This window comes from Shewanella maritima (genome assembly GCF_004295345.1).
Classification (GTDB): Bacteria; Pseudomonadota; Gammaproteobacteria; order Enterobacterales; family Shewanellaceae; genus Shewanella; species Shewanella maritima.
This window is the reverse complement of the sequence record NZ_CP036200.1, coordinates 4,107,361-4,120,541: the sequence shown is the minus strand read 5'-3', so window position 1 is coordinate 4,120,541 and position 13,181 is coordinate 4,107,361. Positions and strand designations below refer to the sequence as shown.

The following is a 13,181-nucleotide window of genomic DNA, read 5'->3' as shown; positions in this document are numbered from 1 at the left end:
ACTTCAATCTATTATTGCTCAACGGCTTGCTTCCAATTGCGAACTAAAGTGACAAATTCTGCTTCGCTTCTGTCAAGCATATCAACTGGAATATAAAGGTGATAACCAAGGTTTTCATTAAGGGTTAAACACCTATGACCGAACATCGCCTGTACCCCTTGATAATCCTTATTCTCAATCGCCAGCGGCGTAAATTCAGCGCTAAGGTAATGCTCAAGGCTTTGTAAATCGCCATCATGCGTTGCCGCTGTCATCAAAAGTGGTCGCTGCTCAGTGAGCAAACCTGTGGCAAGCCGAGGTGAGATAGTATCGATAATCGGGCTTAGCTTTTTCAGCTTTAAACCAATATAAGGCAAGTCCACCATCTGCATATTTTGATTCACCCTGAGTTGGTCAATGCGCTGAATATTACTCCAATCAATCGCCACTTCACCGCGGCGATGAAATATCGCTAAGCCCTGTTTTGCTAACAATACACTTACTGGAGGCTCTTTGAGCTTGGTGAAGCCCAAAACCGTGCCAACAATGCCTAGCGCAAATAGCAACAATGCCACGGCAAATGCACCTTTGACGAAGATGAATAGCATAATACTGATAACAAAGCTCAAACCGCCTGCTACAGACAAAGTGATGCCGTTGCGTTTTGAAAAAGGTCTAATGGCAACCGAATCTGGCAGTGTTTGACTCATTGCGTCTGATTCAGTTGATGTTGATAAAGGCTCTGACACAGCTTTTCCTTGTATACACAGTTATTATTAGTAGTGAGCACTTGGCTTTAAGTAATGTTAGTCACCGACTTGGGCTCATTGATTAGAACCACCATCGATTGGCTGTAAGCCTTTGATTTCAAGCCAGGCTCTACCCACATATTCATGAATCGCTTTTTGGCTATTCAATAAATTTTGCGCACTCAATCGCCACCAAGGGCCATGCGCAATAGCATAGTCAGCAGGCGCGGCTTGCGGCGATAAGCCAAGGCTTGTAAAAATAGTCATGGAGCGCGGCATATGGGTCGCTGATGTCACTAGGCGAAATGGTTTGTCACCAATCATCTGATAAGCAAAATAAGCCTCTTCAATAGTATCCATTGGCGTATCAAAGGTGGTTATTAGCTGCTCTGGCACACCTAGCTCTATCGCAGCTTGTTTCATCATCTGCGCATGTGAGTGCCTAGCCCCCTGCCCGCCCCAGCCGCTTACAATTAACTGGCAAGTTTGACTAAACCCAATCTGAACCTGCCCACTTTGGTCACCCTGTTCTCCCTGTTTGCCCAAGCGCAGCTGCTTTAGCCCTTCAGTTAGCCTTGCTAGTGAGGTTGTTGAAAGTTGCTGAGTCGCACTTAAGCCAGCTTGCTCCTGATTACCTGAGCCTAATACCATCACCACACACTCAGTGGTTATGGGATTAGTATTGGCGGGATAACTTTGCTCTAAAGGTTTTACCAGAGCATTGCTCACATTGGCCTGACTAAATAGCGCCAGCACGGCAACACCAAGCACGCAGCACGCCTTACCTAAACTTGCTGGCCAGTTTTGCTTTGCTCGGGTGTAACCATAACCAAGCAATAATACACCCGCCGTGATAAGTAGTAAGGACACAGGAATAGGCATCACAAACTGACTCAACACTTTTTTTACCCAGAACATTTAGCATTTCCATTTCACCCAATTTATCTGGCGCTAGTTTATCAGCTAATAACCAAATCACGACATAAAACGTATGCAGCATCTAAACGCTACCATCATCACGGTTCTCATCTAAGTTAAAGGTAACTGCACTATGGTGAACTCAGTTAACAGGACTTAGCCTAACCAGTTAAAGTTAAAGTTAAAGCATATAGCTAATTAACAAGGCAGCAAGTTACAATAAAAAGCCGCTGTTTGCTTTACGCAACAAGCGGCTTGTTGAAGTTCCTGTCGTTTACCTTGGTTGCTAACTTTTAGTTACTAACTGTCAGTATCTAGCTTTAGGTTTCTATAACGATGACATTAAAAACTTTGATTAAGTTTTAGGTACAAGCTGCGGCCAATCACGTCATACAGATCGGTATTCACATCCTGATAGCTGGCAAAGTCATACCAATTAGGCGCATCAGCATTAAACACATTGTTAACCCCTAAGGTCACGCTGCCGTTAAATGGATGCATATAACCCACTTGCAGGTTGTGTTTAAAGTAATTTGGCGTGTCGATAATCGATTCAAAGCCTGCATCTCGCCATGCTTGACCCGATTGCTTACCAATAAACACGGTTGACCAGCCTGCTGAGAATACATCGTATTGCCAAGCTAAACTAAAATTACCCCGCCACTGCGGGTAATCAGTGTCACCTGCATAATCGACAGCCTGTGAAGCTTCATCAGCACGGTATTTGTAATCAATCACATGAGCAATATCGAGTGTCAGGTTAAAGTCACCAACGCCAGTGGTCATGTTGTAGGCACTGACAATATCAAAGCCTGAGGTTTCAATACTAGCAATGTTGCGCACGGTACTTTCTACGTAACTAATTTGACCGTTTTCATCCCTGTGCACCGAATCTGAGCCGCCATTAATTTGCTCAAAGTACAGGATGTCATTGATATCAATTGCTTCGATTTTGTTGTCATACTCAATCGCATAGTAAGACAACTCTAGACTCCAATCGTCAGTGACATTCCAAACACCACCTAAAGTGAGAGTTTGGCCTTTTTCTGCTTGCAAGTCTGGGTTGCCACCAAACCAGGTAGCATGCTGCGCAAAATAAGAGCAATAGTAAGGATCATCATTATTGGCACACCACACTGGATCATAGGCGTAATCAAAACTTAGCGAGTCTGACGAGAACATCTCAATCATATTAGGCGCTCTAAATGATTCACCAAAGCTCGCTCTAAGCAATAGTGAATCGGTAGCGCGCCATAATGCGCCAAGTTTGGGGACTACATCATCAAAGGTTGCCGACTCATTGGTAATTTGATCGCTCCCTGTGTTCATTACCCGACCGCTTTGGCTGTAGCGCTCATATCTAAGCGCGGCAGAAAGCTCTAGATCAGCGGGCAGACCAAATTTAAATTCCATAAAGCCAGCTAAACGCTTACGGTCTGCATCGGCATTATCGCCGCCGGCACCACCAGAGATCAGCCCAGCAGAAGACTCAGCATCATTTACCTGATAAAAATCAATCCATTCATGCTCAAAACCGGCAACAGCTGCAATGGTGTAATCGCCTTCGTCAAACATTAATGTCGACACTAAGCCATCAACTTGAGTGCTGGTTAACTCGCTGTCATACACGCTAGTATGCTCTGCCTGCTGATACATTTGCGCCATTTGCGCTTGCCAAGTATCAAAACTCATCCCTGAGACGTTAAAGATATCGTATAAGGCATCACCGTTTTCGTCGGTTGCCAATATCGCCTGTTGCAATTTGGCATCGTTAATCAGGTTATCGCCATACATCTTGGTGGTTGATTTTGAATGCTGTAGGTTAAGCTCCCAATCAAGGCCGCTAGCAATATCAGCGTAGCCTTGCAGACCAAGCAAGCCATCAATAGTTTGCGTCTCAACCCGCTCATCACGGTTCCCTAGTTGTGTTGAACGCAGTTGTAACTCAACTTCTTCACCAACTGGGTTGTAGGTATGATCCCAGGGCATATAAATATAGGCTGGATAGATGGGCGTTGGCGCGGTGGCACCTTCGGTGACCAAATCAGCAAACGATAGTCGACCTTTCAAAGTCACATCTTCAGTTAGCTCGTAGTCAAAATGGCTTAGCACACTGTTGCGGTCGAAATCGCCATATAACGTCGACACTTCGCCATAATTGTATAAGCATAAACCTTGATTGTTGCCATCTGATGCATCAATACCTTGCGGCTGCTGCTGACATAACTCAGAGTTAGTTATTGCCACATAATCTTCTAAGTTGTAGTCATAGTAATAACCGTTTGGCACCCCATTATAGGTGTCGTAATCCATATAACTGGGGTCATCTAAGCGCCAAACATCTCTGTCGTAGACTGCCTGACTAGAATAACGCTCATAGCTCACACTAATGTTGCCATTATCCCCCACATAGCCGCCGCTAACGGAAATTTGATGAGTATCGCCACCATTAATTTGAGGTAGCTCAGAGGAAATATTGAGCTCAACGCCGTCATACTGCTTCTTGGTAATAATGTTAATGACGCCTGCTACCGCATCAGAGCCATAAATGGCTGAAGCGCCATCACGTAAAATCTCAATACGCTCAACAATTGCCAAGGGTATTTGCGAGGTGTCAGCAATACCACCAGAGCTTGAAGTCGCGCCGGGCATGCGCCTGCCATCAAGTAAAATTAAAGTTGCTCCATCGCCCAAGCCGCGCATATTAACGCTACTTGAGGCTGAATCCCCTGAGGCATAGCCAGTCACGCCGCGCCAGGAGCCAAAGCTGTTCACGCTAGTGTTGTTGAGTACATCAGCAATATTCGCTTCACCTGACAAGGCTATTTGCTGCGCGTCAATCACCGTTAACGGCGATGCGGTTTCAATATCGACCTGTTTAATACGGGTGCCGGTCACTTGAATGCGCTCTATGTTTTCGCTGTCGATAACCGCTTCATTGGCCAACACATTAAATGGCACAATTGCACAAAGCCCTAAGCACAGTGCTCCAGCAGCAATGCTTTGCTTACTATGCCGCGCACTACTGCGCCTATAGTTAACACCCGACTGTTCTAAAATGGATTCTTCGAAAATAAGTCGTTGCAAATCATCGCGATTAATAAAACCAACGTACTGAGCTAAAGCCGAAATCTTATGCATAAACAAAACCATCCAATGAATTGTAAACGACGGCAAGTGACCATATATGTATCGGTAACACCACTGGCTGATACAATTTTATTACAGTTAAGCAAACTTTTACCGATTTTTTACGCACAAAACACACTTTGTATCAGGTGTTGCACACATGTATAGAAACGTATTGATAAGCATTCTTAGTACATAGTCCCGTTGCATAGTCCTTAAAGCATTTATTCACGCGTTGTTGGTGTTTTTGCGGACACAACAGATACAACTGATGCTCAGAAAGTTAGTAATCAATCAGCTATTACGCCAAGGGCCAACTTACAAAGTCCTAAACGCAAAAAAGCGCCATTAAGGCGCTTAATTGCAATCTTATCTGGGGAGATAATGATTAGTTTTCTTTAGTCCATAGCCATGCTGCACCGCGTACACCAGATGAAGCGCCAAACTGATTTTTCACCACTAAGGTTTCACACTCGCGGCCGACTACATACTTTGGCAATACCTTAGGCAGCTCAGTGTATATCGCATCAACGTTAGATACGCCGCCACCTAGCACGATGACATCTGGGTCAAGCATATTGATCAGGTGTGCAAGTGAGCGAGCAAGTCTATCGATATAGCGAACAAATGCTTGCGTCGCTAACGGGTCGCCCTCTGCCATCATCTGCGCAATTTGAATACCACTGTCAGCTTCACCACCTGCACGGCGAAAATCACGCACCCAACCAGTGCCCGAAATAAAGGTTTCGATACAATCTTTGTTACCGCAGAAACACGAAGTGGAGTTGAACTCGTCAGCTGTCATCCATGGCAACGGGTTATGTCCCACTCACCACCAATTCCGTTGCCGCCGCCGTGTACCTTGCCATCAACTGACAAGCCGCCGCCACAACCTGTGCCGATAATCACGCCAAACACGACTTTTTTACCGGCTGCAGCGCCGTCGGTTGCTTCAGATACTGCAAAGCAATTTGCATCATTGGCAACGCGCACTTCACGGTCAAGCAGCTCAGATAAATCCTTATCCAGCGGATGACCATTGATCCAGGTAGAATTGGAGTTTTTAACCAGGCCAGTCATTGGCGATACCACACCAGGAATGCCCACACCAACACTTCCGCGTTGATCGGTTGCCGCTTCAGCTTCAGCAACCAGCCCAGTAATCGCTTCTAGTGTGTCTGGGTAGTTTTTAGGGGTAGGAACACGTTTACGAAATAGCTCTGAGCCATCGTCGGCCAACGCAACTAACTCAATTTTGGTACCACCTAAGTCGACGCCCATGCGCATCATAGCTTGATTCTCCCTTTAACCTTCCTACATCCAACCTGCTATTGGTTTACCCGACAGTGGTTAGTTATTTTAGCTGTATCCAAGTGCGAACCATGCCGGCGATGCGGCAATAAAGTATGGATTCAACACACTCGGTTTTTGATTATATTGTAAAGCTTGTCCATTACTGTGGACCAAAACCTGCCCACCTGCGGCTTCAAGCACGGCTTGGGCTGCAGCAGTGTCCCACTCGCTAGTTGGCCCTAGGCGCGGATACACATCTGCTAAGCCTTCAGCCACCATGCAAAACTTAAGCGAGCTACCTACACTTTGCATTTCATGCTCACCCAGCTTGTCTACATATTTGGCGACATCTGGGCTGATATGCGAGCGACTGCCTACCACAATGGGTTTGCTGTTAAGCTTGCGCTTATCGATTGCAAGTTCAGTTCTATTTGCGCTGGCTTTGTCAGCACCTTGCTGGCTAAGCCAGGCGCCTTTGCCCACAATGCCGCTGTAGCATTTATCTAATACGGGCGCATAAACCACACCTAAAACAGGGTTTCCCTGGTGTATCAGCGCGATATTTACCGTAAATTCGCCGTTTCGCTTTATAAATTCTTTAGTGCCGTCTAACGGGTCAATCAGCCAGTAGGTTTGCCATTGCTTACGTTCTTGCCAATCAATCTCAGTCGACTCTTCACTCAAGATTGGAAATCGGGGTAACTGAGACAACGACTCAGATAGCCCAGCGACAATCACTTGATGACTGGCAATATCAGCTTCGGTTACCGGGCTTTCATCAGCCTTGGTTTGCACCGCTAAGTCACCGCTTTCACCGCGCTGATAAATGCCCATAATGGCTTCACCTGCTGCGATTGCTATTTGTTCAACGCTTGATAACCAAGCTAGTGGCACATTTAAATCTTGTTGTTGCACTTAATCAGTCCTTGCTCAACCGTTTCAAAAATTATGAAGTTTTCGTCAAAGTAAGATTATGCCACTGTTTCACAAGTAGATTTATAACCATTTGCGCCTATTTATATCAATCAAAGCAACTGAGCTTCGCTGCTGATTCACATCCTTAATCGGCTAACACCAATTAGCACAAGAATGTTAGTACCTTGTAACAGATTGAGCTTGATAGTAAGCCAAGCACCGCTGGCATAAAAGACAAATAGCGCTCACTGCATTCGTATTCAGTCATTTGCTCATCAAATTGCCATCGACTTAAGCGAGTATTGTTGGCAGTAGCGGATAAATGAAATAACGAATTAATACAGAAAGTTAAACTTAGCTTACTCACACTTGATTGCAGCAATACAACCAAGTGTGAGTGTGGTGCTCAAATCACTACTTTTATTGGTATCAAACGATTAAGCGCATTGTAGCTCTAGTCATTACAAGCCTAATCATTACAAGCCTAGTTATTAAAAGCCTAATCGCTACAAACCTATTCATTGCAAGCCTAATCGTTACAAACGATAGCCGCCGACTCTGCGCTATTTGGCACCAGATGCAGGTCGCTAAAGCTAACCGTTACCGCTTGCTCTGTAGCGAGATAGAACGGCGTGTTAACTGTGGCAAAGTTAACCCCCTGCTCGGCAAAACAAGTAAGATCGACGCTTACAGTTTGCCACTTGCCTAAAGCGCTATTGAGCTGCTCGCTGATATCAACACCGCCGCGGCAATCACGATTACAACTCACACCTAACGTTAACGGCTGAGTAAGCTTCTCATCTGCTTTTAGCTGCACAGTGAGACTTGCATTACCATTTGAATAAGCGCGTAAATCACGTGGGAAGTTACTAATTAATGCCACAAAGCCTTGCTTGCCACCTTGGTAAGTCACCACGCGAGCATCTTCTTGCACTTCTTTGTCCATCGACTTAATGCTCACCACACCTTGAGATTGCTCACTACTGACAACTGCGGCGCGGCCACTGTCATCACCAATGTTTAACACCCAAGGCGCTTTTACCGCGCGCTCAAATAAGGCAAGTGACTGCAGTTCGCTACTGTCAGCTAAATTATCTTCAGACAAGGTATCTAGGTTTTGCTGTTGGCCGTACTCTAGACCATAGCCATAAGCAAATAGCGGTTTCTCATCACCATACGTCTTACCATCTAAACCTACGTTGACCACAGACTGCAGCGGCGTATTTGGCCATGAGAATGACAGCTTGCCAGTAAATGGCACATTCACTTCGCCCGTTGGTTTAGCAAACAGCACATCGCTGACGCCCTGACCTTCTGAGCCAGGAAGCCAAGCCGCGACAAAGGCATTTGATGCGTTTAGCTCAGGATTAACCCACATAGCACGGCCACTAATAAACACCGACACCACAGGAATACCTTGTGCTTTGAGCGCCTTTAATAAGGCTAAATCACGCTTGTCACCGCGTTGATATTCAAGGTTATCAATATCACCATTACCCTCTGCATAAGGCTCCTCACCAAATACCACGATGGCTACATCAGGCTTAGCGGTGAAGTCACCATTAACGCTTAGCTGAACCTGACCACCGCCAGCTTCAACCGTTTGCTCAATGCCTTGGTAGATAGACGTTGCGCCTGGGAAGTCACTATTTTGGTTATCTGTGCCCTGCCAAGTGATGGTCCAGCCACCCGATTGCTTACCAATATTATCGGCGGCATCACCCGCTACCAGTACATTAATGTCTGTCGCAAGCGGTAGAATATTTTGATTGTTTTTAAGTAACACAAGTGACTGCTGCACAGCTTGTCTTGCCACTTCGCGATGCTCAGCATGGCCAATCAGCTCCGTTTTACCTGATAGCGGACGATTCGCAGGGCTTGGCTTTTCAAACAAACCAGCACGTAACTTAACGCGCAAGATCCGACTTACTGCATCATCAATACGTGCTTGACTAATTTCACCACTTTTAACCTGAGCAATGGTGTTTTCAAGTAATGGTTTCCAAGCAGAAGTCGGCACCATGTAGACATCCAAACCCGCATTGGCAGCTTCAGGGCATGATTCATTGCTACAACCTGGGATTTGCCCATGGCCATTCCAATCACCCACAACTAGGCCATCAAAACCGAATCTGTCTTTTAATACGTCTGTCAGTAGATATTTGCTGCCATGATTTTTTACCCCATGCCAGCTATTAAACGACGCCATAACCGTTTGTGCACCTGCAGCTAAACCGCCAACATAGCCCTGAGCATGCACATCAAACAAGGTTTGCTCACTGGCAATATTGTTGCCCTGATCAATGCCCTTAATTGTGCCGCCATCACCAAGAAAGTGCTTAACGGTTGAGATAACATGCTTGTCTGTTAAAAAGTCGCCATCAACCGCGCCTTGCAAGCCTTCAACTATGGCATGAGAATATTCTCGAACAATGCGAGGATCCTCTGAATAACCTTCGTAGGTACGACCCCAGCGATCGTCCTGAACAACAGCTACGGTTGGCGCAAATACCCAGTCGATACCCGTCACCATCACTTCTTTAGCCGTCACAGCAGCAATTTGTTTGATCAGCTCAGGGTTATTGGCAGCGCCTAGGCCAATATTGTGCGGGAATAACGTTGCGCCAATTACATTGTTATGACCATGGACCGCATCTGTGCCCCACATAGTCGGTATGTTTGAACCATCTATCGAGTCATCAATTGAAGCCTGATACATGTCTTCAGCTAATTGGATCCAATCTTGTGGCGTTGACTGCTTATTTGAATATGGGAACGAACCGCCACCATTGAGATATGAGCCAAAACCATATCTACGCATATCTTCAACCGTAATATCACGAATTTCTGGCTGCATCATCTGCGCGACTTTTTGCTCTAAGGTCATTTGCGACAAAATTTTAGCCACTCTCGCTTCAAGCTCTGCATCAACGGCTATTGGTACCGGTAGTTTTGGCCAAATGTTGATGTCGTGTTCTGGATAACTTGCATCAGCGTTATCTGCAATCGCCTTTGTTAGGTGTACTTGACTACTCAGTGCATTCTCAGCAGCGGTTGTAGTTACCGTTTCGCCGCTTGATTTAGCATCGTCACTGCTTTGCATACAGGCAGTTAACGCCAGAGACATTGCCAAAGCAGAGAGCACAAAAGCCGGCTTTGATGATTTGTTCAACATAAAAATGTCCTTGTTATTAGAGTCTGTTGATCTTTGCTGATTAGCGCTTGTTCCTGCTAAGCGAATTAAGTCTGTAACCGTTAGCTTAAACGTGGCTTACTGCCGCTTAAGCCATAAAAGCCAATATAGGCATAACATACCAAAGGCAAAATAAACGCCATTTGCACGCCCAAGTTATCGGCCATCACCCCTTGAAGCAATGGGACGATTGCCCCGCCGACAATGGCGAGGCACAAAATACCCGAGCCTTGACTGGTGTGTTGTTTCAAATTTTGCAGCGCTAGGCTGAAAATAGTTGGGAACATAATCGAGTTACATAAACCCACAAAAATTAGCGCCCACATTGCGGTATGCCCAGAGCTTGCAATCGCTATCGCCACTAACACACATGCGCTTACAGCATTAAATGCCAGCACTTTACCTGCCGCAATTTTTTGCATGACCAATGCACCAATAAAGCGCCCAACCATAGCGCCGCCAAAGTAATAAGCGATGTACTTAGCGGCTTCTGCCTCGGTATAACCACCAATGTCTGCCTGAGTTAAAAAGCTGATTAAAAAGCTACCAATGCCAACCTCAGCGCCGACATATACAAAAATGCCCACAGCCCCTAACACCAAGTGGCGTTGGCTCCACGCGCCGCCGCTAAATACTGATGTGGCTTGCGATTGAGCTTCCCCGTTATCCTTAATACCTAATAGCGGTAATTTTAAGAATAAAAACACTAATGCCAGAATCACCAAAGCAACTGCTAGCATCACATAGGGCATTTGCACAGCACTAGCTTGCTCTGCAGGTGAAAGCGCGGCTGCAGCAACTGCGGCGTCAGTCACATCATCGCCATGGGGCATCGTCGATAAAATTAGCCAGCTACCAAAAAATGGCGCCACCGTCGTCCCTAAAGAATTAAAAGCTTGGGTCATGGTCAGTCTTGATGAAGCCGTTTCAGCAGGCCCTAACGCACTGACATACGGATTTGCCGAAACCTGCAAGATAGTGATCCCTGAAGCCATCACAAATAACGCAATTAAGAACATATTGTATGAAGCCAAACTGGCTGATGGGTAAAACAAAAAGCAACCAATACTGGCAATAATTAAGCCTGTAATGATGCCTTTTTGATAACCAATTTTGCCTACTAGCGCCCCGGCCGGGATTGACACAATAAAGTAGGCACCAAAGAAGCAAAACTGTACTAGCATCGCCTGGGTGTAACTAAGGTCAAATAGATTTTTTAAGTAAGGGATAAGGATATCGTTTAAACACGTAAGGAAGCCCCACATAAAAAACAGCGAGGTGAGTACCACTAACGGAAATCGAAAATCGCCTTGTGATTTATATGCTTGCGAAGCCTCAGCTTGCTCCATCGACGGTGCACCAGCCATAGTTTTACCTTTTGGTTATTTGGTCGTATCTGTTTCTCGCTAAATACTGACTTCATGCCGCTCGACTAAAGCAACGAAACAAATGTTGACCTTTTGTAAATTAATCTCTACTCTCAATGTAAGCGCTTTCATTTTTAACATACCGATAACCGATGTCAACGATTTTTAAGCAGTATTTGGCACATCGGACAACTAAAATCGGGATTCATTAGCAAATAAAAGCCTTATAAAACAAAGTCTAATTAATAGTCAGTGATTAATGAATATGAAGATTACCGTACCGACTGAATCGCCAATGGCGAGCAAAGCCTTTACTTTTGGTGTCGCCACCGCCTCGTTTCAAATTGAGGGCGCAGCCGACACTCGCTTACCTTGTATTTGGGATACTTTTTGTGCCACTAAAGGAAAAATTCGTGATGGTTCAGACGGCAAACAAGCCTGTGAACACGTCAAGCTATGGAAGCAAGATATTGATTTAATTGAGTCTCTTGGCGTGGACGCCTATCGCCTATCGATTTCATGGCCACGAGTGATCCACCAAGATGGTAGCCTCAATCAACAAGGTGTCGACTTTTATATTCAGCTGCTAGATGAGCTTAACCAGCGTGGCATTAAGCCATTTGTCACCTTATATCATTGGGACTTACCGCAACATATAGAAGATAACGGTGGCTGGCTTAATCGTGAAACCGCTTACCTTTTTGCCGATTACGCCGGCAAAATCAGCCAAGCTCTTGGTGATCGAGTTTATTCTTACGCCACATTTAATGAGCCATTTTGCAGTGCTTATTTAGGTTATGAGGTAGGTATTCACGCACCAGGCAAAGCCAGCGTTAAAGATGGTCGTCAAGCTGCTCACCATATTTTGCTAGCTCACGGCTTAGCCATGAAAGTGTTACAAACCAATAGTCCAAATAGCAAAAACGGCATAGTACTCAACTTCACTCCGTGTTACGCCGCTACAGAAAGTGAAGCGGATATTCACGCAACCAAGCTTGCCGACGAATATATGAATCAATGGTATATCAAACCTTTATTTGACGGTTGCTACCCAGATAGCTTTGCATCACTCGGTGATAATACCCCAACAATTGAAGCCGGTGATTTCGACATAATTAAACAGCCACTGGATTTCCTTGGCATTAACTTCTACACCCGCGCCGTCTATACCGCTTGCGATGACATGCAATATCAGCAAATTGATATGCCACATAAACCTAAAACCGATATCGGCTGGGAGATTTACCCACAAGCGTTTACTGATTTACTGACTTCTTTGAATGAGCTTTATCCATTGCCAGAGGTGTACATCACTGAAAATGGTGCAGCCATGGCGGATAAGCTTGAAAACGGTCAGGTAAACGACCAAGACAGGGTTGATTATTACCAGCAACACCTTAATGCCGTTGACGTTGCCATTAATCAAGGGGTCAATGTGGTGGGCTACTTTGCCTGGAGCCTAATGGACAACTTTGAATGGGCCGAGGGCTATTTAAAGCGGTTTGGTATTGTGTATGTAAACTATGAAACACAAGAGCGCACTATTAAAAACAGTGGCTTAGCATACAGAAACTTGCTTAACGCTCGTAGATAGTACAAAAATACAGCTTGCTTCTCATCTAAGATAAGCAAACCACT

General features: G+C 45.4%; 7 protein-coding genes and 1 pseudogene. 1 reads left to right on the top strand and 7 read right to left on the bottom strand.

The genetic code is table 11. The features are described from left to right. Positions 1-11 precede the first annotated feature (11 nt). From EXU30_RS17420 to fucP, 7 genes and pseudogenes are all read right to left on the bottom strand, one after another. Positions 12-689, bottom strand: coding sequence for a DUF2982 domain-containing protein (locus EXU30_RS17420; RefSeq protein WP_130603587.1), 678 nt, complete (start codon positions 687-689; stop codon positions 12-14). A gap of 114 nt (positions 690-803) precedes the next feature. Beyond that, the gene (locus tag EXU30_RS17415) at positions 804-1,646 is read right to left on the bottom strand and encodes an ElyC/SanA/YdcF family protein (RefSeq protein ID WP_130602175.1); all 843 of its coding nucleotides are present in this window, start codon (positions 1,644-1,646) and stop codon (positions 804-806) included. 342 nt (positions 1,647-1,988) lie between these two features. Further along, positions 1,989-4,787, bottom strand: coding sequence for a TonB-dependent receptor plug domain-containing protein (locus EXU30_RS17410; protein WP_130602173.1), 2,799 nt, complete (start codon positions 4,785-4,787; stop codon positions 1,989-1,991). A gap of 376 nt (positions 4,788-5,163) precedes the next feature. Continuing rightward, positions 5,164-6,065 (bottom strand): annotated as a pseudogene (mak, locus tag EXU30_RS17405) (fructokinase). Positions 6,066-6,134: 69 nt separating this feature from the next. Beyond that, positions 6,135-6,983, bottom strand: coding sequence for a 3'(2'),5'-bisphosphate nucleotidase CysQ (cysQ, locus tag EXU30_RS17400; protein WP_130602171.1), 849 nt, complete (start codon positions 6,981-6,983; stop codon positions 6,135-6,137). 529 nt (positions 6,984-7,512) lie between these two features. Continuing rightward, the gene (locus EXU30_RS17395) at positions 7,513-10,158 is read right to left on the bottom strand and encodes a glycoside hydrolase family 3 protein (protein WP_130602169.1); all 2,646 of its coding nucleotides are present in this window, start codon (positions 10,156-10,158) and stop codon (positions 7,513-7,515) included. A gap of 80 nt (positions 10,159-10,238) precedes the next feature. Further along, a complete protein-coding gene (gene fucP / locus EXU30_RS17390; protein ID WP_130602167.1) occupies positions 10,239-11,543 on the bottom strand; it encodes an L-fucose:H+ symporter permease in 1,305 nt (434 codons plus the stop codon). Between the two features lie 265 nt (positions 11,544-11,808). Here fucP and EXU30_RS17385 point away from each other — a divergent pair, with 265 nt between their 5' ends. After that, the gene (locus EXU30_RS17385; protein ID WP_207234134.1) at positions 11,809-13,137 is read left to right on the top strand and encodes a GH1 family beta-glucosidase; all 1,329 of its coding nucleotides are present in this window, start codon (positions 11,809-11,811) and stop codon (positions 13,135-13,137) included. The last annotated feature ends 44 nt before the right edge of the window (positions 13,138-13,181 follow it).

Coding starts and splice junctions, on each gene's coding strand:
- EXU30_RS17420 (WP_130603587.1), bottom strand. CDS start 689: ATGAGTCAAACACTGCCAGATTCGGTTGCCATTAGACCTTTTTCAAAA.
- EXU30_RS17415 (WP_130602175.1), bottom strand. CDS start 1,646: ATGTTCTGGGTAAAAAAAGTGTTGAGTCAGTTTGTGATGCCTATTCCT.
- EXU30_RS17410 (WP_130602173.1), bottom strand. CDS start 4,787: ATGCATAAGATTTCGGCTTTAGCTCAGTACGTTGGTTTTATTAATCGC.
- EXU30_RS17395 (WP_130602169.1), bottom strand. CDS start 10,158: ATGTTGAACAAATCATCAAAGCCGGCTTTTGTGCTCTCTGCTTTGGCA.
- fucP (WP_130602167.1), bottom strand. CDS start 11,543: ATGGCTGGTGCACCGTCGATGGAGCAAGCTGAGGCTTCGCAAGCATAT.
- EXU30_RS17385 (WP_207234134.1), top strand. CDS start 11,809: ATGAAGATTACCGTACCGACTGAATCGCCAATGGCGAGCAAAGCCTTT.